Annotated in this window: 17 protein-coding genes; 1 reads left to right on the top strand and 16 read right to left on the bottom strand. The window is 47.9% G+C overall.

What is annotated here, in order from left to right; all coding sequences use genetic code 11:
• Positions 1–29: 29 nt before the first annotated feature.
• The 6 genes from AC0YNS_RS09740 to AC0YNS_RS09715 all read right to left on the bottom strand — a co-directional run bounded on the left by AC0YNS_RS09740 (position 30) and on the right by AC0YNS_RS09715 (position 7,372).
• Positions 30–548, bottom strand: a complete 519-nt coding sequence (locus AC0YNS_RS09740) for a GyrI-like domain-containing protein (RefSeq protein WP_475780784.1) — start codon at positions 546–548, stop codon at positions 30–32.
• Positions 549–607: 59 nt separating this feature from the next.
• The gene (locus AC0YNS_RS09735; RefSeq protein WP_475780783.1) at positions 608–1,441 is read right to left on the bottom strand and encodes a sugar phosphate isomerase/epimerase family protein; all 834 of its coding nucleotides are present in this window, start codon (positions 1,439–1,441) and stop codon (positions 608–610) included.
• 108 nt (positions 1,442–1,549) lie between these two features.
• A complete protein-coding gene (locus AC0YNS_RS09730; RefSeq protein ID WP_475780782.1) occupies positions 1,550–3,310 on the bottom strand; it encodes an ABC transporter ATP-binding protein in 1,761 nt (586 codons plus the stop codon).
• Complete coding sequence (locus tag AC0YNS_RS09725; protein ID WP_475780781.1) at positions 3,294–5,066, bottom strand: ABC transporter ATP-binding protein; 1,773 nt, start codon at positions 5,064–5,066, stop codon at positions 3,294–3,296. The genes AC0YNS_RS09730 and AC0YNS_RS09725 overlap by 17 nt, the downstream gene beginning before the upstream one ends.
• 94 nt (positions 5,067–5,160) lie before the next feature.
• Complete coding sequence (locus tag AC0YNS_RS09720) at positions 5,161–5,835, bottom strand: TetR/AcrR family transcriptional regulator (RefSeq protein ID WP_475780780.1); 675 nt, start codon at positions 5,833–5,835, stop codon at positions 5,161–5,163.
• Between the two features lie 487 nt (positions 5,836–6,322).
• A complete protein-coding gene (locus tag AC0YNS_RS09715) occupies positions 6,323–7,372 on the bottom strand; it encodes a phosphotransferase (RefSeq protein WP_475780779.1) in 1,050 nt (349 codons plus the stop codon).
• Positions 7,373–7,493: 121 nt separating this feature from the next.
• On the opposite strand from AC0YNS_RS09715, the gene AC0YNS_RS09710 reads away from it, so the two are divergent.
• Positions 7,494–7,862 (top strand): VOC family protein, encoded by a 369-nt coding sequence (locus tag AC0YNS_RS09710; RefSeq protein ID WP_475780778.1) that lies wholly within the window; start codon positions 7,494–7,496, stop codon positions 7,860–7,862.
• 22 nt (positions 7,863–7,884) lie between these two features.
• Here AC0YNS_RS09710 and AC0YNS_RS09705 read toward each other — a convergent pair whose 3' ends face one another.
• The 10 genes from AC0YNS_RS09705 to AC0YNS_RS09660 form a co-directional block, all read right to left on the bottom strand.
• Positions 7,885–8,247, bottom strand: a complete 363-nt coding sequence (locus tag AC0YNS_RS09705; protein WP_475780777.1) for a hypothetical protein — start codon at positions 8,245–8,247, stop codon at positions 7,885–7,887.
• A gap of 69 nt (positions 8,248–8,316) precedes the next feature.
• Positions 8,317–9,024, bottom strand: a complete 708-nt coding sequence (locus tag AC0YNS_RS09700; RefSeq protein WP_475780776.1) for a DNA alkylation repair protein — start codon at positions 9,022–9,024, stop codon at positions 8,317–8,319.
• Positions 9,025–9,119: 95 nt separating this feature from the next.
• The gene (locus AC0YNS_RS09695; protein ID WP_475780775.1) at positions 9,120–9,824 is read right to left on the bottom strand and encodes a DsbA family protein; all 705 of its coding nucleotides are present in this window, start codon (positions 9,822–9,824) and stop codon (positions 9,120–9,122) included.
• An 83-nt stretch (positions 9,825–9,907) separates the two neighbouring features.
• Positions 9,908–11,014: a glycoside hydrolase family 172 protein gene (locus AC0YNS_RS09690; protein WP_475780774.1), complete on the bottom strand. Its 1,107-nt coding sequence runs from the start codon at positions 11,012–11,014 to the stop codon at positions 9,908–9,910.
• A 22-nt stretch (positions 11,015–11,036) separates the two neighbouring features.
• The gene (locus AC0YNS_RS09685; protein WP_475780773.1) at positions 11,037–12,080 is read right to left on the bottom strand and encodes an ABC transporter ATP-binding protein; all 1,044 of its coding nucleotides are present in this window, start codon (positions 12,078–12,080) and stop codon (positions 11,037–11,039) included.
• A 63-nt stretch (positions 12,081–12,143) separates the two neighbouring features.
• Positions 12,144–13,103: an ABC transporter ATP-binding protein gene (locus AC0YNS_RS09680; protein WP_475780772.1), complete on the bottom strand. Its 960-nt coding sequence runs from the start codon at positions 13,101–13,103 to the stop codon at positions 12,144–12,146.
• 1 nt (position 13,104) lies between these two features.
• A complete protein-coding gene (locus AC0YNS_RS09675) occupies positions 13,105–13,929 on the bottom strand; it encodes an ABC transporter permease (RefSeq protein ID WP_218147126.1) in 825 nt (274 codons plus the stop codon).
• Between the two features lie 24 nt (positions 13,930–13,953).
• Complete coding sequence (locus AC0YNS_RS09670; RefSeq protein ID WP_475780771.1) at positions 13,954–14,952, bottom strand: ABC transporter permease; 999 nt, start codon at positions 14,950–14,952, stop codon at positions 13,954–13,956.
• A gap of 89 nt (positions 14,953–15,041) precedes the next feature.
• The gene (locus AC0YNS_RS09665) at positions 15,042–17,012 is read right to left on the bottom strand and encodes an ABC transporter substrate-binding protein (RefSeq protein ID WP_475781015.1); all 1,971 of its coding nucleotides are present in this window, start codon (positions 17,010–17,012) and stop codon (positions 15,042–15,044) included.
• Between the two features lie 88 nt (positions 17,013–17,100).
• Entirely contained in the window at positions 17,101–18,612 is a 1,512-nt protein-coding gene (locus AC0YNS_RS09660; RefSeq protein WP_475780770.1) for a response regulator, read from the bottom strand.
• Between the last annotated feature and the right edge of the window lie 2 nt (positions 18,613–18,614).

Genomic DNA, 18,614 nt, shown 5'->3' with positions numbered 1-18,614 from the left:
TTTGTAATAGATTTTAGTAATTAATGTGATTAAATATTAAACTTTCTCCGTACCGGATACAGCATCGTGAAGTTGAACGTTTCAATTTCCGAGTAAGGTACTGTGAGAGCATTAAACGGTTCAAAAGGAACAGTCTCCATGCCGAGTACGCCTTCGCTTGAATCGAGTTCATAGTCAGGAGACTGTTCCAGCCAAGCAAAAACCGCATCATATACGCTCCACATATGTGTCTCATTCCCGCTCACGCGAGCACTGACGCAGAGGCCTCCGGAAACTTCTAAAGCCTCTATGCTATCAGGAACATCACCGAATTCATCCACCGACAAACCAACCCAGAGCGTGTCGACTTGCTGGTTCCATTGCTCCTGTGGAATGAATACGTACGCTTTAGGCCCAATAGAGAGCCTCGCATCATGTAGAGAAACCTGCTCTGTTAACGCGCTCCATGCTGTCCGAGTTCCGCTCTTGTCTTCCGTCATCCCCGTCCGGACTGCCAAAGCCTTAAAAGGAGCTACTTCAACCAATTCAACAGCTATCGTATTCTGCAAAAACTACCTCTCCTCTCAAACTCCAATCATGTTTGAATAAATTAACCTTAGAGAAATGTTTATCGAACAGAGCGTTGGATCAACTGAATGGTCTTACGAGCGCCTTCGATTTCATTACCGTCTGCAGGTACGCTCTCAACCCCCCAAGTACCCTTAAACCCATTGTCTTGCAGTAATTTACAGAAAGAAGGTACGTTCTGAGTCAGCTCCTGCCCGTCTTCTGTGAAATGGAAGGATTTGATATGCGTAACCGTTGCGTATTTCGCGCACTTCAACCAGCCTTCAGCCTGCTTCCCATGTGCCCAATTCCATGAATCCAGCAGCAATCCCAATCCGGGAACCGCTTCCAATAGTTTGACCGTATTATCCGGATCTACGGTTGGCCCCCAGTGATTCTCCACAATGACCTGGATACCGGCTTTCTGGGCACGTTCAATGATATCCTGATAACCTTCAACAACAATGTCAAATACTTCGTCCGTCCATTGCTGCGGTCCGCCGGAGTCGATACGAATGTGGGAAGCACCAAGCTTCTCGGCAATTTCGATCCACCGATAAGCCCGATGACGATTGCTGGCCCGAGCTTCCTCGGACTCTTCATAAATATGAGCTCCGTCAACGGCGATACACCCAAACGGCAACCCGGCTTCTTCGGCTGCATGCTTTACGCGTTCCAGAAATTCATCGTCCACAGCCGTCAGATGCTGAGATTGGTCTGGGTTGGCACCGGCATGCAGCGCATCCTCACCTTGATTCAACTCAGCCAGATGAGCATTCCAAGGATCAAGCTGCGTACACCCGAGTTCTTTGCAATCTTTAATATATTGGAAAATATCCTGTTTCCCCGCCGCGAGCAATCTGTGAAAACTGAACGAACAAATACTGATTTTCATACATAATCCTCCTTAGTTTGCGATAATACGTTCTTACTGGAACATATTCCATTTTCATTTCCATTTTCCTCCTATCCCATCACAAGTTGACGATTCTAGATGCTGGATTTAGGCATATTGCAGTCGGTAGAGCTGTGCATACCGCCGCGAATGGACCAGTAAATGTGCATGTTTCCCTTCTTCGACCACTTCCCCGTTCTCCATGACAATGATTCGATCAGCATCTCGAATGGTTGATAGCCGATGTGCGATCACAATTGCCGTTCGCCCTTTCATGAGTCGATCCAACGCTTGTTGAATGAGCTCTTCTGACTCGCCATCCAACGCGGATGTAGCTTCGTCCAGTACCAATAACGGGGCATTCTTGAGCATTGCACGCGCAATTGCGATTCGCTGGCGCTGTCCGCCGGATAATTGCGAGCCGTGTTCACCTACACCCGTATTCAGCCCTTCGGGCAACCGATCAATGAGTTCCCGTAATCCCGCTTGACTTACTGCTTTCCATACTTCTTCGTCTGAAGCAGTGGGAATACCCCAAGCAATATTGTCTCGAATTGTGCCGGCGAATAGATAACTGTTCTGCGGGACATAGGCAACCAGCGCTCTTACGGTTTCTTGTGAATACCGCTCTCGCGGATGACCATATATTCGAATGGAACCGACATCGGCTTCCACAAGCTCCATGATGTACTTAATCAATGTCGTCTTCCCTCCGCCGCTGCCGCCAACAATGGCAAGCTTCTCTCCGTTTCGTACTTGCAAAGTCAATTGCTTAATAACGGGCAGCTCGCTTTCGTAGGTTACGGACACGCCTTGCATTTCGATTGCATTCGCCGCCAATAGATCCGGGTCTACGGATTGTTCACGCATTCGCTCATCCGGAAGATCAATAACCTCCTTAACGCGTGCCGCGGAGATCGTTGCATATTGAAGCTGACGGTAAGAGTTGGTCATTAACAGCACATCATTGTTGATTTGTGACTGTAATAACACGATGAACACAATAGTACCTAAGTCTGTCACTCCTTTGTAAACAAATAGACTACCCGCGACGAGAGTGACGATAATCGCGCCCCACTGTATGGCAGAACTTGATGATGATCGCAAGGCATTATATCGAGCTCCGCGCAAGGCATGGGAATAGACGGTTGAGGAATCTTCCTCATACTTCGCCTGCAAAAGCGCTGTAAGACCAAACATACGTACAACAACTAATCCCGAAATCAGATCCAGCATTCGCTGCGAGAGCGTAGACAAGATCCCCATTTTTTGGGTAAGCCACTTATACTCTCTGCGGATGCAAGCAAGGTTCGCGTAGATGCTAATCAGTCCAAATACGAGGTTAAGGATACCTATAATGGGTTGCGAAACGATACAGATGACGGTTGAAATGAGGATACTGACCGGAATGGCGGCTAAACTGCGATCTCCCGTCATCATCGAACCGAAGAAATCGGCTGTACGCTCCGCATCCATGCTTAAGCGAGTAGACATGTCGCCGGATAACTGCGAATCCGCTTTTGCTGCCGGTATAGCGGTCAACTTCGCGAATAATGCCTTACGAATCTGCGCAAGGCCAAGGACTTTAATGGCAGCGGCTTTATAATTTACTGCCGTCATGACGATAATGCCCAGCATTACGCTTGCTGCGACTACTCCAATCGTTTGTACCATAGCAGCAAAATTGCCTGTTGCGGCGTGTGCCGTCGTTTGACCGATTAAATAGGCAGAGGTAATCGACATCCATGCGTTCTGCAACACACTGATCAAAGAACATCCGATATAGCTCCTTTGCCACGTTTTTATGAATTGCCACGACCAGATCATCATTCGAACGGTATGCCGGATACTGTCAATCGCAGTATTCATGATTATCCGCCTCCTGGGACTTGTAGAATCGATGATAAACGCCTTGCAACGCCATCAGTTGTTCATGTGTACCACTTTCCATGATCTGACCGTCATGTAGGCATAGAACTCGGTCAATATGGCGAAGGGCAGACAATCTGTGCGCAATGATGATCGTGGTACGTCCATGCATAAGCCGACGAAGTCCTTCCGACACCAAAGCTTCACTATGCGTATCCAGCGCTGAGGTGGGTTCGTCAAGCAAGAGCAGCGGAGCATCTTTCAACATCGCACGAGCGATCGATACCCGCTGCCGTTGTCCTCCGGATAGACGCATCCCGCGTTCGCCGATTTCTCGCTTCAAATCGATATCTTGAAGCAGCGCGGCGTCAATCGCCGCTTGTATCTGTGCATCGCTTGCGCTCGGATTGCCCAATGCAACGTTATCCCATAGCGTCCCGGCAAACAAATACGTATCCTGACCTACATAGGAGATGTGCTCGCGGAGTGCATCCGTTGCCCATTCTTCCACAGCATGACCGAATATATCGATCTCTCCCTCATCCTTGCGGTACAACGCCATGAGCAGTTTGAGCGCGGTTGATTTTCCCGAGCCGCTTGTGCCGACGAGCGCGATATGCTCACCCCGTTTTACGTTGAATGAAACACCTCTTAGAACGGGCGACGACTGACCCTCATACGAGAACCAAACATCGGAGAATCGAATCACTTGGTTAACCGGAACCTTTGCCGTCCCCCCTGCTGGCTCTCTTGTCAGATCCCATAATTCGAAAACGCGAGTTGCGCAGCCCCTCGCGGTTTTGAAGGCGGACAAAACGGATGACAAATCACCGATTGGATTTCCTATGAAGACACTTAAGATAATGACAGACATGACACTGCCGGAAGTAATTTGATGGGCGCTTGCCAGGTATACACCGAAGCCGCAGATGATGATTTGGGGGAGAAATAATAAGACCTGACTTAACGGAGAGAGCAAGATTGTCGCGCGATTGGCTTGAATTCCGCTGTCGGCGGCTCGGTCTACCGCTTCTTCATAACGTTGACGCAGTAAGTCACCAAGTTTATACATCTTCGCTATTTCGTAGCCGCCCATCAAGTGATTCGCAACGGAGAGTGCTTCACCGGCTGCTTGCTGCCGCTGCTGGACGAAACGAATTAGCGGTGCCGAGATTCGGACTTGTAAGAACGCGATGACCGGTACGACAGCAAGCGAGAATAATGTTAGTTGCCAGCTGATGTACAGTGAGGCCGCAAGCGCTACAATACCGATGATCTGCTGCGGCAGTTTCACCGAGAAATAGTTCTGCAGCGATTCGTTGATTTGGATGAGATCGCTGTTGGCACGTGATAGAATATCCCCGCTATTAAGACCATCCAGCAGCTGCTTGTCGATTCCGGATACGATGGCAAAATTGGTATTGCGAAGATTGCGGTCGCACTGCTCGCTGTATTTCATACCTAGATATTGCTGCAGATATTGCGAGGGTATAAACACAACAAGTGCGAGCAGCAGGACAGCAGTTTGCATGTTTACGATCGTACCCGTTGTACCGAATTGATCAATAATGGCGTGGAAGCTTTGCGTCATCAGACTTAGCACTGCCGATGTGAGAAGAGAGAAAAGGATCGTGGATACGAGAATAGGCGTGTATTTCTTGTTGACTGTGAAGTAGCGGAGCATGACTTGCAATGAGCCCGGAGGTGTCTCCTGTTGATGGGTTTCTTGCTTTGACTTTACATACCTTACATTCATTTCTCCATCTCCATTTCTCCGTGAATGAATGGTTCATTCATTTTTATTCATTTAATAAAGCACGCCGAAGCGTGCCGATTGAAATGCTGCCCGTTCATTTGTTTGGAGTGGAGTAGGCTCGTGCCACGAGGTCAACCGCGATTTCCCGGGCTGCAGCGCGCGGTACCGAAATTTCAGGCATGGCAATATTCGCGTTCATAGCCCACCATGTCAAAATATCGTTGATGCTTTGCACGTGGACGCGCGGGTAATCCAACTTCCGAATCTCTCCTGCTTCCATAAAGGTCATGAGGTTAGTTTCGAATACGCGGAAGAACTGATCCCTTGCAGGAAAAAAAGAGTTCGCCAGCTCGCGAAGAATACTCGCGTTCGTCTCGATATTACCGGTTGCTAGAAGAATATCCGCACTCATATCGAAGATGTCGGCTACCATCTGCGTGAAGCTCTTGATGATTGTCCCATCAACGTTGGTAATTCGCAAAACTTCGCCGAATACCCTGTCATTTAATTTCTCGCAAAGGCTATACAGATGTTTCATGTCAGCCTCTTCGACGGGCAATGCGATTTCGCTATCGAGATAATCTTTCTCCAATGACGCGCGTATGACAAAAGTAAGAATGGCCTTCTTGCTTGTAAACAGGTTGTAGATCGTACCCGTTGCGACACCGGCCGCTTCTGCAATCTCCGATACCTTCGTATTCGCATAACGCTTGGTATTAAATAGTCGTCCCGCATGAAAATAAATGCTGCGCAGTCGTTCGTCTGCCATGGCTCACCTCTAAGAATGAATCGTTCATTCATATTGTATGTGCCGTTTTCTCTATTGTCAATCCTATCCAGAATGATCCGCACTATCCGATCGTGTGGCGGTAGCCGCTTCTATTCATCCTTATCGCTGCTATCAGGTAAAGGATTAGTACCCCAACAAATAGGTTCCAAACACTCGGTATGGACGCGAAACACATATAAAGCCCAAATTTTGGATTATTCCGAATTATTCTTGTCCTTCTCCTTTTGAGTATTAATTAAGATGTCGAGTCTTTCTATTATGCGTTCATCATTCAGTAATTGTTTCTTCACATTCGCATCAATATTGATTAAGAAGAGAATTAGAATCACGGGCAAAATAAAAATTAAAACGATTACCATCCGTTCACCTCTATTAGGTTATTTTCACTTCTACAATCCATCCACTATGGTTTTCTCTAAAGCCTTAATCTCGATTGAAATGATAAGTCGCTTAAGCTCTGACATGTTCATTGTATTCCGCTGCTCCTCCTCCGAAGATTAGCTTCCACTTCCTTAACCATAGGCTCAATGCGATCCCAACGATTCATGCAGTGATAGAGAATCATCTCCAGATCATTCTCGTTCTGAGCGTCTTCGGTGTTTCGATATAGAATATTCATGAACCAATTGGTTAAATTCCGAAGATGGTGACGGTAGGAGTAAAATCGCAATAAATCCGGATTTATGGCCACAGATTTGCCTATATGCTTCTCATAAGCGGGGAAGAAAACATCGAACTCCTCCCCGATATAACCAATCAAATCGAATTCTATCGGCGCCATAATTGCGGATTCCCAATCTATCACATACAACGCTTGGCCATGACGAATGAGATTGCCACCCCAAACATCGCCGTGACATAACTTGAACTCATGGGTTTCCGACATTGCCGCCAAACGAAGTTTACGAACGAGATTCAATAGGACAAGAATTTGCTCTTTCTTCGGTAAAACATGCTCACGCAGCGCTTGTTTACTGGGATTGTCAAAAGTCAGTGTGCTTTCGAACAACGAAATACACTTTTCAAGATCACGGTCAAAAGAAATATCATAGGTCTCTGCCGCAACCGTAGTCTTGTCTATAGATGGAGTAATCGAATGAATGGCAGCTACGGATGCGGCAATGCGTTCAAGAATCTCTCCGGAGAAAGGGTATGCCTCTGCCAAGGATTCCCCTTGAATATAATTAAATAATACGAGCGTGATCTCATTACTTATTGTTGAAAATTCGCCGCTCCGATTCTTAATGGGATAGGTGATATTTTGAAAAAGCCCTTGATGAAACAAGTTCCACGTTAATGGTAAGTAACTGTGAAAACGTTCCATACTCATTCTTTGTCTGTCATTGTTAAGATCAAATAATTTCAGATAATAACGATCATCATTGCTGCAATTCACCCGGTAAGAGTAAGCGGAATCCCCCATAGGAATGAAGTGAATGCTTTCGACTTGTATCCCGTATTCTCTATCAAGCGTCGCTGCGAGCACACGATCTTCGATGTGATAGTTGACTTCCAAACAAATCGCTCCCAACGTTAATATACAATTACATTTCCTTAAATTTAATGACGTTAACCTTCGATTCTCGCTAATAAAAATGGTATAATTAGGAACTCACACTCTGGTAGGAGGAGAATTCATGAAAATCTCAGGCGTTATCCCGCAGCTGCGAACGATGAATCTTGAAAGCTCCATACAGTTTTACACGACGCAATTAGGCTTGGAACTCGCATTTCGCTACGAAGACTTCTACGCCGGCATTCGTGCAGGTAACCAAATCTTTCACCTCAAGTTTGTCTGTGAACAGGACCCTTCTATCCCTTATACACGCGATGGTGACCATTTCACGCTCTACCTGCAAACGGAAGATGCCGCTGCCTTGGCCGAGGAACTGAAGGCTCGAGGGATCCTATTGACTAAGGATGTGCATGTAACGGATTGGAGTACTAAGGAGTTCATCATCGAGGACGATCAGGGACACACGATTTACTTTGGCGAGGCGCTCTAAACATCAGATCGTTAAAGAATTTTCACTGCATCGCTGCAATCATAATGAATGCACCGAAGATCACGCCCCATACACCAAGCAGCGAACTTATCAAAATTGGTAACCATTTAACTCGTCTGAGAGCGAAATACATCATCATAAACAGCGGATAGAATACAATCCATTTTATCATCAAGAAGATGATCGACATAATAACATAATTTTTCAGAAACATGGATAAAAGACCCATAGTAATTAACCCCGTTAATCCTACCGTATAGCCAATGTACTTTTCTAAATAAGTATTGAAATTGTCGTTAAAATCAAACAGAATCGCGGCTACCGCAGGGGGAACAAACACAATTAAATACTGTACGATCAAATAGTGATAGAAATCCCTTTTCAATCGAGTTTCCTCCTTATGGCAACAACTATAAACGGCAGCCAATCGCAATGATTGCTGCCGTTTTGTTTATTAACACCGGACATACTTACGTTTGAAACCAATCTGCCCTCGATCAATGGCCTTCTGAATATTATCCAATGCGGATATTAACTTGCTCTTCGCCTTGTGTTTGTTGACTTCTACCGGACCAACGGCTTTTGCAATCTCGACAGCCTTATCGTGGAGAGAGCTATAAGACACCGCTACGGTGGTTATGAAATTATTCATCGCGAATTTCGTGCGTTCGGGAGCATCGTGGATCGTATCGGCTACTAGATCAAGCATATTGGCAAGCTTTCTTTCGGAAAACTCACTGTCTTTTCGATTGCCGAGCAGCCAGCAGTAACAGCTCCAGCCGCCAGACATACGCAGCTCTTCCCCGCTGGCAATCCAGTTATCGGCTACTTCCTGCGCTATATCCGATTCCGCCAAAGTTACGGCTACCACGTAATCGGACAACATAAAGAAATAAGCCGAATCCATCCATCGGTCATAATCGGCTGCAGTCATCCCTTTAGGATCCGCAATTACGCCGGCAAAGTACATAGCATCATAATTCCCCGTTGCGTACAGCTGCTCCGCCAGAGGTTGATTAATTTTGATCTTCTTGGCAATAGGCTTCATTTCGCCTGTAGTCGCTCCGAACAACGGTTCTTGCGCTCCATTGGACATGTACATTTTCTTGCTGCGTTCCTTGCCGATTGCTTCAAGCTCCTGCATGACGGAGTCCACATTCATTCCATAGCACGTCCTTATATTGGTATAGTAGTCGTACAGGCTGCCTAAACATCTTTATCCTTTATTATAATTAAAAATCCGCCATAAGTTAAGACCTACCCGGCCTTGGCAATCGCTCTCTTAAGTTTGTCATAATCCGCGAAGTTTACATATTTAATCCCATTAATAAATAGCGTCGGCGTAGCCGAAATCAGCTCCTCAGCCTTCGCATTATGGGCAATCACCTCGTCGGCATATGCCTCGGTGTCAATATCTTGCCTTAACTTCTCGTAATCGACTTGAAGCTGTGCGTTCTTCGCCAGTTCAACGAGAACATCCGGAGTTGCCCAAGCAACCTGTTCATCCCCTTGGTTCTTATAGATCGCATCGTAGTATTTCCAAAATTCATTAGCATTTTGATGATAAATGGATTGACCCGCCATAGCGGCTGCAAATGAATCCGGTCCGATAATCGTATGATTCATGAAATATAGCGCGACTGTTCCTTTATCAATGTAGTCCTGTACCAGCCTTGGCTTCATTTCTTGACTGAAAAAGCGGCAGGCCGGGCACTTAAAGTCACCGAACTCGACGATTTTGATCGGCGCATCGGCCGAACCAAGCCTGGGAAGCTGCTGATAATCGAATGCAACCGGTTTTGGCTTAGGCGCGAATATAACCGCTATAACGATTGCTGCAATAGCTGCGAAACAGATGCAGAAGAAGATCCAACGTTTGCGTTCCTTCTGCTTCTTTTTCTCCATGGCCCTTAATCGCTTAGTTCCTCCCGGAATTCTCTTGTTATCAACCAACGCATCCATGGTCGGTTCCGCCCTTCTACATCAGAATAAATAGAAAGACTGCCAAGGCAGCCTTTCATTCCGGACTATTTAATAGCATCATCTTACCTTGGCCAGCGCATTTCGACAGGCTGAAGTGCCGGGAACGCAGCATGCGGCTCCGCTTGATACCAGTAAGCTACCGATGACACATCATCCGTTCTCTCGAACAAAGCGCGACTGTTATGTCCCATTTGTTGAATCGTCACCTTCAGCTCGTTCTCGAAGCGGATCGGGTCCATCAGATGCCAACGGTATAAGCCATGCATCGGCACGCTGTCTTCCCCGAAGATGTCGCTGCGCGTCGTATCCGTCTTCGAATAATAGGGATAACCGAGATAAGGCGTATTATAGGGAACTTCAACAATTGTCCCCTCTCGTTTCTCGTAGAAGCACCAAGCGCCTCCGAAATAATCTTCTGTCCCCGTGCCGCATATAGTCGGCCACTCTTCATCGCCGTCCATATAAAACTTGATCTCGCCTTCTCCCCACCAGTACCGCTCCAGAGCTGCCCAAGCCAAGTATGTACCGACGTAATGTCCCTTCCCTTTCACGTTATCCAAGATCGTGAAATCCTGCGCCGCGGTCGTAATATTCTCCCGTCTCCACTGTGCATGGAAATACCCGGCTTCCTCCGGAATCTCATCGACTAGCGTATAGCTAAATTGATAGAAAAACCCGCCGATTTCGCGCGCATGCTGGTTCTCTATCGTAATCTTGGCTTTGCTGCGGAATGGCATCGGAAAATAACAGTTCATGCCTCCTGTCGGATTTACGACAATCGGCAGCGAATTCACGATACTCCGCGCACCGAAACCGTTGCAGAAGAAGTCCCCTAGCGGCACTTCGACCGAAGGCTCCGCCTCGTCATCCCAGTACATCCGGATAACCAAGTCTCGCAGCACGAAGTAGCCTTTATCCGTCCGGTCCGTAACCGTGATCCAGAAATGCTGGATCACGCCCGGCCCGTCCACTTCCATCAACGTGACCGTTTCCCCCTGCTGGAGCGTAATACACGGTCTGCCCTTCCGTCCAACGCCTAAATTACTGGCTTCCTTCCCGCCTGCACCGACTTCCCCCCTCGGATTCTCAGCGCTGATTGAACGCGTCTTCGCATTGCTCATAAGCGGTGCCGTGGATAAACCGAATCCTAATCCTTGATTTTGCAGCATGTGAACGACCTCCCTATCAAATTTACAAACTAAGATCCGAATTATGGCTTGCAGCTGCGTGAACGCCTATTCTTGCTTCCGCTGCCGCGATCTGATAACCGCTGTGCTTGAAACAAAGCACTTGATGATTCGCAGTCAATTGAAGCATGCCCGGTTTGGTTGAACGGCAAATTTCTTGGGCATACACGCATCGTGCGGCGAACTTGCAACCATGAAGGCCATATTCTTTGCTTTCCAGATCAGGAAGCTTCATGTCTTCATTCCATTTCTTCCCGACCCGCGGGATGGACTCCAGCAGCAGCTCCGTATAGGGATGTGCAGGATGGTTTAGTATTTCTTTGGCTTTGCCATATTCGATTAAATTCCCTCGGTACATCGTCGCAATATAATCGCTGACATAATAAGCCGTGGATAGATCATGCGTAATGTAGATAAAGTTGACGTTATATTCATCCTTCAGCTTCATGAAGAGGTTCACCACGTTCATCCGCAGGGATGCATCTATCATAGCAACCGGTTCGTCCGCAACGATAAGTCTGGGCTTCGGAATAAGCGCCCGCGCGATCGATATCCGCTGCAGCTCTCCGCCGGAGAACTGATTCGGATATTTGCCGGCCACATTGGCCAAATCAAGTCCAACGGATTTCAGAACCTCCGTAATAATGCCCTTGGCTTCCTGTTTAGTTGCGGCCACATCCAGGTTAAGCGCCGTTTCGTAGAGATAGGTATCCACCGTCTTCCGGCTGCTGAACGTAGAGAACGGGTTTTGAAAGATAGGTTGTACCGTCTTCAGAAAAGCCTTCTTGTTCTTTCGTTTGGCATAGAAAGACAGCGGCGTGCCATCAATGACAACCTCGCCGAAAGACGGCTCTAGCAGGCGCAAGATCATCTTCGCGAGTGTCGTCTTCCCACAACCGGATTCACCGACGATACTCATGATTTGCGGTTTATCCCCCGGCAGGGTTAAATCGATGTGATCTACCGCTGTAATTTTGGTCCCAAGCAGCATACCGCCGATTTTGTAATGCATAGAGAGACCATGGATTTCCAGAATGTTTGCAGCCAATCCAACACCTCCTTCTTAGCAGTTGCTTCACATGAGCATGAACAAACTTCGATATGACTCCGCCTAGTTGAGCAAATGGCAGCTCGCATAATGACCCTCGCCTACATTCACCCGCTCTGGTTCTACTACTCGGCAGGCCTCCATCACATGCGGACACCTCGCGGCAAAGCGGCAGCCGGCAGGCGGATTCTTCAAGCTTGGCGGCGTTCCCGGTATGCCTTCCTTCTGGCTGTTATCTCCGATTCGCGGAAGTGCATTTATTAACATTTTGGTGTAGGGATGTTTAGGTTCATTAAATATCCGGTCCGTCGGACCGATTTCAATCATCTGGCCGGCATACATAATGCCCATTCGATTGGTAATCTGATAATGCACACCCATGTCATGAGACACAATGACCATGGAGTTCATCAGCTTCTTCTGTACCTGTGAAAGCATGGTGAGTATTCCTCTTTGCACGACAACATCCAGCGCCGTCGTTGGCTCATCTGCTAGGACAATACTTGGATGCAGGAATGTCGCAAGTGCAATCAACACCCGCTGCCTCATACCGCCGCTTAGTTGATGGGGATACGCTTTGAGCACTTCCGGCGGCAGCTCCAGTTCCTTCAAATACGCCGTTATTTCATGCTCCAGCGTTCTCTTATTCTTCACGCCATGGAACTTGCTGATGGTGTCGAAGAATTGATTTTTCACTCTGGTGACCGGATTCATGACATGCATCGCGCCTTGCGGCACGTAAGAGATGTCTTTCCACCAGCTCTTATGGATCTCGCCGTTGCGATAGATAACAGGCACACCTTTCCTGTCCGAAGTGTGCACTTCTACTGAACCTGATGCGATTTCAAGCGGATATTGGATTAAATCGTACATCACCTTAAGAAGCGTCGATTTTCCGCAGCCGGATTCGCCCGCTATGCCGAATATCTCATTTCTGCGAACCTCGAAATCGACTTTATCGACAGCCTTCACATAACCGTTCAACATGTTATATTGCGCACTAACCTGATTTAGCTTCAGCATCTTACTTCCCTCTCCTTAGCGCAGAATATTGCTGATAGCCCGTCATAACCAAGAATAGCGCAATGAAGATTAAGGCGATGGCAACAACCGGAGAACCGATCCACCACCAGCGCTCAGCCAGCATGGCCTGATGCTGGTTCGCCCAATAAATCATCGTGCCGAGCGTAGCCTTCTCATTGCTGGACATTCCGATCACCGCCAATCCAGATTCGGAGCCGATGGCCACGAGGATCGTATTGACAAAATTAGCAACGGACCATCCTGCAACAAAAGGAAAGATTTCTTTGACGATGATCTTAAGCGTGTTCTGTCCGGAGAAGATGGCCGTACTGATAAAGTCGCGTTCACTGAGCGATAACGCCATGGAGCGGAGCTGCCGCGCCGGCCAGGGCCAGTTAAAGATGATGAGCACGAACGAAATCATGAAGAGCGATGCCTTGCCCTGCATGAGACTTCCGAGCAGGATCAGAATGGGGAGCGAAGGAATGACGATGAAGGAGTCAGTCATGATGGTAATCAGCCGATCGATAAATCCACCTTTAAATCCGGCCCAAAGCCCGAGCAGAACGCCGATCAGCGTAGCGAAGAAGGCAACGATGATACCGATAATGAACGAGTTTTGGATGGATTTGGCCAGCAGCCAGAACGTGTCTTGACCCAGGTTCGTCGTGCCGAAGAGATGGTCCTTACTCGGCTTGAGATTCTTCAGATACGTTCCCCATTCGATCGGATTACCCTGGTAGAAGAAAGGAACGATGAAGCCGAGAATAATGAAGATACCCAGCATCGAAACACCCAGCTTTAAACGAAAATTCCAATGCTTCACCTGTCACTCACCTCCGAAGCACACTTATTTATAACGAACCCGGGGATCCAGGAACGGATATAAGAAATCCACGATAAAGGTAGCCGCTGCCACCGCGATGATCGAAAGCGTAATCGTCCCCATGATCAGGTTATAGTCAGCCTGTAGAATACCGGTATAAATGAGGGTCCCGATCCCCGGATAACCGAACAGGATTTCCGTAATTAACGCCCCATTGAAGATCGTTCCGATCTGCAATGCCAGCATCGTAACCTGCGGAAGCGCTGCATTCGGCAGCACGTATTTGGTCATAATCTTGCGTTCGCTTAAGCCCTTAAGTCTGGCAAATTGAACATAATCTTCTTCGGCGATCCCGGCAGACAAGGTCTTCATACTAATCACCCACCAGCCTGTTCCTACAAGAATCATGGAGAACGCGGGCAAGATGGAATTATAAACGATGCTCTTGATATGCGCCCATGAGAACCCATCTCCTTGAAAGGTGGCCGATAGCGGAAAAATCGGATAAATATACGACAGCAGCATGATCAGAATCAGCGCCAATATATAGTAGGGTATCGGATAGATCATGATGGAAATGGCCTCCATCGCTTTGGAGTACGATTTATCTTTGAGGAAGCCGGCAAGTAAGCCGACAATATTGCCGATCAGCCATGCAATGATCGTCGAGATTAACAGCAATCCCATCGTCCAAGGCAGAGCTTTCGCGATTAATTCATTGACCGGATTCGGGTAACTGGCCAGTGACGGGCCGAAATCCTGCGTAATGATAACCCGCTTCACAAACCCCAAATATTGATCCCACATCGAGCCTTCGAGTCCGAAGGATTCGTTCAAGGTTTCGCGCAAGGTAATGATCGCATCCGGTTCCATGAACGCCTGGTTCGCCGTCATCTTGCCGATCATCGCTTCCACCGGATCCGATGGCATGAACCGGGGCACGAAGAATACGGTCGTGATGCCGATGAATACGACGAGCACAAAGGAAATCACTTTGGACAGCAGAAACTTGTAAAATCCCATAAAGCAGCATCTCCCCGCCTGCATGACTAGTTTGAAAAATACATACCGGACCTCTGCAGCCCGGTATGTATTCGAATTAGGATTCAGCGTTATCTGCCTGTCGGCTTCAAGTGAGGGGTGTAGAACTTAAACTGCGACCACCACCACCATGGACCCTCGAACGCATTCTCCGAAGTTTGGAATCCATCCCAATAATACGTATCCACCGGAACGAATTTGGAGGTACCGAACATCGGAATGAACGGCATGCCTTTAACGAATTCTTTGTTGATTTCCGTAATGTTCTGGATTACCTTCGGATCATCGCTAGGCAAGCTGTCGAGCTCATCCAACAAGGTGCTCACACGGTCATTTGCCCACCGGTTGCGGTTACCTGGTGCTTGCTCACCGATCGGCACAATGTACTGCTTATGCCAGCCGGTCATATTAGCCGTCGTATCCGGCAGCAATCCGCATGCCGGCCAGTATGAGCCGATTTGGAACGCACCTGTCGATTCACTGTCCCAGAAGGAAGCGCCTTCCATTTGCTGCACATTCACGTCAATGCCCTGTTTACGCCAAGAATCCGCCACCGCAAAGGCCAATCGCATCGACTGGACTTCAAAGTTCGCCGGTGCATTGATGGTCATTGTCCAAGGTTTACCGTTTGGCATGAGCCATTTGTCGCCGTCTTTCTTAAATCCACTCTTCTCCAGCAGCTTCGCCGCTTCAGCCGGATCGAACTTCCACCAGCCAACGCCGAAAGTATCATTGATCGCGCTATTATCCGTAGGCAAACCTTCAACGCCTTGCTGCTTCAACATATCGACAATGCCTGACGCATAGCTGTCGTCGAATGGTTTGTAGCCGTCTTCTAACGCAAAATCCTTCAGCCATCCGAGCATCGGCTTATGATAAGTATCCTGAAGCACCTTGATCGGTGGCAGTTGAATCGGAGAAACCCGCAGCATGCCTCCGAAGGTTGCCATCGAGACGTTCTTGATATCCGTCATCAGAGTAAGTGCCCATCGAACATCCGGATTGTTGTATGGCTCCTTTGCCGTGTTAAAGGACATCCCCCGCTCGCACGGATCATCCATCGTTGCATACGGGAAGTCTTCATACCAAGCTTTCGCATATTCGTTCTTCTGCCTTAGCACATCCCAGCTTTCTGGCGTAATATCCTGCAGGATATCCATATCATGCTGGATCATCGCGATAATCCGTTTCTCCTCCGGTCCGAAGAACTTGAACAAGATGAATTTCGGGCCGGGCTCGCCGACGAGCTTGCCGATATCGCTCTTCTGCCAGTCCTCGCGCTTCTCCCAGAGGAACCAGTTTCCTTGAGGATCGCGATCCTTCAGCTTGTACGGACCAACGCCGATCGGATTCGAGAACTTGAACGTTTCCGGGTCCTCTTTCTCCCAAATATGCTTTGGCATGACTCTGAAGCTGTTGCCCCAAATAACGACGCCGAGCTTCTGTGCCAATCTGGTTTCCGGATTAACGGTTTCGACCTCAATCGTGTAATCGTCTGTCGCCTTCATGCTCTTGATTAGATTCGTGAAGTAGCCGTTGTAACCGAGCTCCTTCGCGCCGGTAATCATCGTTGCTGTAAATTCCACATCATGCGCAGTGAATGGTTTGCCGTCTGACCAGGTCAAGCCTTCCTGGATTTTAAACGAAAACTTCGTATTGGTTCCGTCCAGCGGCTCTGGGAACGTGGCAGCCAAATCCGGGATCTGCGTCCCCTTCTGCGTATCGATTTCCCATAAGTTCGAGAACATGAGCTGATGCACGCCGGCATCCATGGCAACGGCTCCCGGTACATATGGATTATACCGATCCGGATCGGGGCTGCGACCGCCTAAGATATCGACGATTAACGTTTCGCTTCTCGGCGTACCGACATCCGTCATCTTGCCGTCTGATTTGGAATCCCCCGAATCTTTGTTGCCGTCCGTTCCTACAGCCGTATTATTCTTGTTCGTGCCTGAAGTAGAGTTGCTCTTGTCATTGTCGTTATTACAAGCCGTGATGATCAGTGCCGTGAGAACGAACAGCACTGTAAGCCTTTTCATGATTCGCAATGAACACTCCTCCTTCTATTGGGATAATCAGAGTATAGCGAGTAGAAGGAATCATTAATTTGAAAAACCTTGGATTTCGTTAAGAATCATTGGACATTAGGAAAGATTGTTGGAATTCTTTCGGACTCATATGTTCGATTCCCTTAAACACGGTACTGAAGTAAGCTGCATCTTGAAAGCCGACCATCTCCGCCACCTGATAGACCTTCAAGTCCTTCTGCCTGAGAAACTCCTTGGCGATTCGAATGCGGATGAGATTGATATATTCGCTGAACGTGACACGGGTATACTTCTTAAATTGGGAGCTGAAATACCAGGCATTCAGATAGACGGCATCAGCCACCTCTTTCAACGTTAAATCTTTCATATAATTCATCTCGATATAACGGATGGCGGTCTGAATGTAGTGCGGATTGTGATTCTCGTCATTCATGCACATGATCGCAGACATCAAATAGCTCTTTAACCAACCAAGCAGCTCTTTGAGATTGCGGATGCCCTTCATATCCTGTACATAATCGATTTGGTGACCGAAGAATGGTTCCACCCCATGCTCTTTAAGCACATGCTCCAAATAAATCAGCTCACTCAGCAATTCTCGCTTCAACCGAACCGGCTCAAATCTACTGTGAACATGATGCAGCTGCTGCAGGATCGTTTCGATATAGTGACGCAGTTTCTTGGCATCCGCCAAGGCATAATATTTGCCAAACTTACTACCGGAGAAGTAATCACTGACAGCAAATGGCACCAGCTCCTTCAACTGTTGATTGTACATCTCTTCATCCATAACGGCAGAGTACTCATTAAACGCCAGAAACTCGCAATATCTCAAGCAAGTTTCATAGGCCTGCTCAATCGATTCCGAATCACCATTAACGCGTTGAACGGCGGCAACAGCAGTTCGGTTCTGTTTGCGCATAGCCAGCCGGCACTCATTGAGCAGCTGCTTGAAGATTGCTCGATCTACGGCGCCTCTGTAAAGAACAACGCATTTCCCCTCATAGATTACCGTTTCCAATGCATCTCGCTCGAGGTTCCCATGCAGCAATTGATAGGTGATATGCTCCTCCATTCTAGCGTCGATCGGTTCATGTCCGGAGAAGACGGCCAGCAGCAATTCATGTTGTACGGCCCAGTTTCCAGGAAGCTCAACGATTCCTCTGATTACGTTCTCGAGCAGCTGCTTGTGCGAGGATATCGCATTCTGCATTTCTTTCTCTGCCGCTTTGTCTTTAATCTTATCCAAGAGGTCAATGACCGTCTGATAATGGCAGGGCTTCAATAGGTAATCGATTGCACCACATCGCATCGCTTCCCGAACATATTCGAATTCCGCGTGACCGCTCAATATAACGATGTATAGATAGGGATACAGCTTGCTGAGCTCACGTGTAAGCTCAATCCCGTTCTTCCCCGGCATCATAACATCCGTAATGACAATATCGGCCTCCGTAACCTGTAGTACATGCAGCGCTTCCTCCGCACTTTGCGCCGTACCGACGATTTCATGCCCTGTACAGTGTTTGGCGAAAATATGCTGCAATCCTTTGAGAACCGACTTTTCATCATCGACGAGTACGATTTTCAAAG

This window comes from Paenibacillus sp. J22FR21 (assembly GCF_056269135.1).
The sequence above is the reverse complement of the archived record's forward strand: the minus strand, read 5'-3'. Positions and strand labels throughout refer to the sequence as shown.

Excerpts from the sequence above, each read along its gene's own strand:
- AC0YNS_RS09735 (WP_475780783.1), bottom strand. The coding sequence starts at position 1,441 with ATGAAAATCAGTATTTGTTCGTTCAGTTTTCACAGATTGCTCGCGGCG.
- AC0YNS_RS09730 (WP_475780782.1), bottom strand. The coding sequence starts at position 3,310 with ATGAATACTGCGATTGACAGTATCCGGCATACCGTTCGAATGATGATC.
- AC0YNS_RS09725 (WP_475780781.1), bottom strand. The coding sequence starts at position 5,066 with ATGAATGTAAGGTATGTAAAGTCAAAGCAAGAAACCCATCAACAGGAG.
- AC0YNS_RS09720 (WP_475780780.1), bottom strand. The coding sequence starts at position 5,835 with ATGGCAGACGAACGACTGCGCAGCATTTATTTTCATGCGGGACGACTA.
- AC0YNS_RS09710 (WP_475780778.1), top strand. The coding sequence starts at position 7,494 with ATGAAAATCTCAGGCGTTATCCCGCAGCTGCGAACGATGAATCTTGAA.
- AC0YNS_RS09700 (WP_475780776.1), bottom strand. The coding sequence starts at position 9,024 with ATGAATGTGGACTCCGTCATGCAGGAGCTTGAAGCAATCGGCAAGGAA.
- AC0YNS_RS09695 (WP_475780775.1), bottom strand. The coding sequence starts at position 9,824 with ATGGATGCGTTGGTTGATAACAAGAGAATTCCGGGAGGAACTAAGCGA.
- AC0YNS_RS09690 (WP_475780774.1), bottom strand. The coding sequence starts at position 11,014 with ATGCTGCAAAATCAAGGATTAGGATTCGGTTTATCCACGGCACCGCTT.
- AC0YNS_RS09680 (WP_475780772.1), bottom strand. The coding sequence starts at position 13,103 with ATGCTGAAGCTAAATCAGGTTAGTGCGCAATATAACATGTTGAACGGT.
- AC0YNS_RS09670 (WP_475780771.1), bottom strand. The coding sequence starts at position 14,952 with ATGGGATTTTACAAGTTTCTGCTGTCCAAAGTGATTTCCTTTGTGCTC.
- AC0YNS_RS09665 (WP_475781015.1), bottom strand. The coding sequence starts at position 17,012 with ATGAAAAGGCTTACAGTGCTGTTCGTTCTCACGGCACTGATCATCACG.